The organism is Flagellimonas amoyensis (assembly GCF_003058265.1).
GTDB classification, from domain to species: domain Bacteria; phylum Bacteroidota; class Bacteroidia; order Flavobacteriales; family Flavobacteriaceae; genus Flagellimonas; species Flagellimonas amoyensis.
The window spans coordinates 1-2,540 of the sequence record NZ_QBUK01000021.1 but is presented as its reverse complement, the minus strand read 5'-3'; the positions used below and the strand labels follow the sequence as shown (position 1 = coordinate 2,540).

General features: G+C 53.1%; 2 protein-coding genes. Both read right to left on the bottom strand.

What is annotated here, in order from left to right:
* Window positions 1-91: 91 nt before the first annotated feature.
* The gene (gene istB, locus DB398_RS18265; RefSeq protein ID WP_108425888.1) at window positions 92-823 is read right to left on the bottom strand and encodes an IS21-like element helper ATPase IstB; all 732 of its coding nucleotides are present in this window, start codon (window positions 821-823) and stop codon (window positions 92-94) included.
* A 20-nt stretch (window positions 824-843) separates the two neighbouring features.
* Window positions 844-2,367, bottom strand: a complete 1,524-nt coding sequence (gene istA / locus DB398_RS18260) for an IS21 family transposase (protein ID WP_234416379.1) — start codon at window positions 2,365-2,367, stop codon at window positions 844-846.
* Between the last annotated feature and the right edge of the window lie 173 nt (window positions 2,368-2,540).

Below are 2,540 nucleotides of genomic sequence, written 5' to 3'. Positions count from 1 at the left end.
TGGATAGGGCGGTCAATGTATACCACCTGCGGCGGATGAAAGTGAGCAGTGCAAATCAAGTGCACGAGATCGACTCATTTTGGTGCTGAAGTTAACGTTTATTTTTAATTTTTTTCCTCATTGATTCCCCTTTTATGTCCACCCTGTGGGCCGAGTGCACCAGCCGGTCAAGGATGGCGTCAGCGATCGTTTTTTCACCGATGACATCGTGCCATGCCTCCACGGGCAGTTGTGAGGCTATGATGGTGGACCTTTTGCCGTGCCTGTCCTCTATGATCTCCATCAAAGAGTGCCTGTTGATGTTGTCCAATGGTTTTAGGCCAAAGTCATCCAGTATGAGCAGGTCCTGTTTTTCAAGTTTTCCAATGAACTTTAGATAGGACCCGTCCGCCTTTGAGGTTTTGAGCAGGGTAAAGAGCTTGGCCGTGTTGAAGTACATGGTCCTGTACCCCATTGAGCAGGCCTGGTGCCCGATGGCCGAGGCCAGATAGCTCTTGCCGACCCCGGTGCTCCCGGTAATGAGCATATTTTCACCCTTGTGTATAAATCCACAGGAGGCGTAGCGTTGTATCCTGTTCCTGTCGATGTTCCTGCCGGGGCCGTAATCGATGGCCTCCATAACGGCACCGTACCTGAACCTTGCGGCCTTTGTCAGGCGCTCGATCTTGCGGTTGTGCCTATCGTCCCATTCGGACTGTACCAGATAGGCCACCAGTTCATCGTTGGTATAGTCCATGCTCTCGGGCGAGAGGCTGGTGTCAAAGGCCCTGAGCATCCCGTGGAGCCTGAGCTGTTTCATCTGTTCCAATGTCTTTGTGTTCATGTTGTCTGTTTTAATGTTTGTCATTTATAATAGTTTCCTCCCCTGATGTTATCGTGGTCCGGGACCTCGGAGGTATCCTCCGGGTCGTCCTCCAGGGTGTCCCACCCTTTTTTCAGTATCCGCTCCACCATGCTGTAATTATAGGCCCCATAGTCCGATGCCCGCCTACAGGCATTGTCCAGCCGTTGGTCGCCGACCTTCTTGGCCAGGTGCAGTATGCCCATGCAGGACTTATAGGATTGTTCCGGATGTTGTTTCTTGTCGAGTATCCCGATGATGTACCCCTTGCAGTTCTCGCCGATGTGGGCGGCCCAGGAGATGAACTTCTCACTGCTCCATTCGCTGACGAACCTGTGGTGGGAGGGCATATGTTCCGCCGCGGTGGTATAGCCGTAGCGTTGCCGCTTCCTTTCATGGACGGCCAAACGTTCGTGCCTGTGGTATATCTCCACGAAGCTGTCCGTGTAGACGATCTTCACCTGTTTGCCGATGTGCCTGTAGGGAACACTGTAGTAGTGCTTGTCCCTGCCAAGGTAGATATGACTGTTCTTGTGGACCGTTCCCTTTGCATAAGATCTTATCTCATATCGCTTCAATGGAAGGGGGCCGAGCTCCGGCACCTCCACTTCCCGGAAGAGGGAACACCTGGAGTATTCCCTTCCCCTGAAGGAAACATTGTTATGGGTCCTTAGCAGTTCGAGGATGGCCCTGTTGATCTCGCCCACACTGTGGAAGGTGGTGTTGCGCAAAGGGGCGAACACCCTGGTATAGACAATGCGCACCGCGTTCTCCACGATGGCCTTGTCCCTTGGCCTGTAGGCCCTTGTCGGCAGCACGGCGGTATCGTAATGCTCCGCAAAATCGGCAAAGGCCTCGTTGACCTTCGGCTCGTAACTGCTGCTCTTGGTAACTGCGGACTTCAGGTTGTCGGTCACCAGGGCACGGGGGACCCCGCCATAGAACCACAGTGCGTTCTCGGTACATCGCATGAAGTCCTCCAGTTTCTGGCTCCGACAGGCCTCCACGTAGGTGTAATGGCTGCTGCCCAGTACGCACAGGTATACCTCGAGCTCTTGGATCTCTCCCGTATATTTGTCCGTTATATGGAGCTTTTTGCCCGTAAAATCGATGAAGAGCTTGTCGCCCGCCTTATGGGTGAAGTGCATCACTGGCGATGTCTCCTTTGTCCATTCACGGTACCAGTACCTGAACTGGGAGAGCTTGAACCCGTCCGGGTGCTTCGCATAATACTCTTCCCAGAGCAACTGTCGCGTGACCCCCGTTTTGCGGAGTTCCTTGTCAAAATAGGGGAAGTACCGCTCTAAGGTCCTCAGCTGTTCGCTCTTGGGCTTTTGGTCCGCCTTGAAGAGCCTATGGATCTCCTCCAGGGTCATCTCCGAGACCTCGTAGGGCGTCAGCCTGTAACACTTGAAGAACTCGATGTACTTGGCCACCGTGTTGCGGGAGATGCCAAGTTCCTTGCTGATGCGTCGCTTGCTGGCCCCCTCGCCGTACAATTTGTAAATCCTTTTTGCCTTGCGCATATCTATCTGTTTGTTCGCCATGGTCTTTTTTACAAAAGAAACCATCGCAACACTCAAATAGAATCGATCTTTTTAGTGGCTCACTTTCATCCGCCCCACTATGCTCACTTTGGTCCGCCGCGGGTGGCTCAGTTTAATCCGCCGAAGGTGGTATACTATGCCCGTTTTTTGCA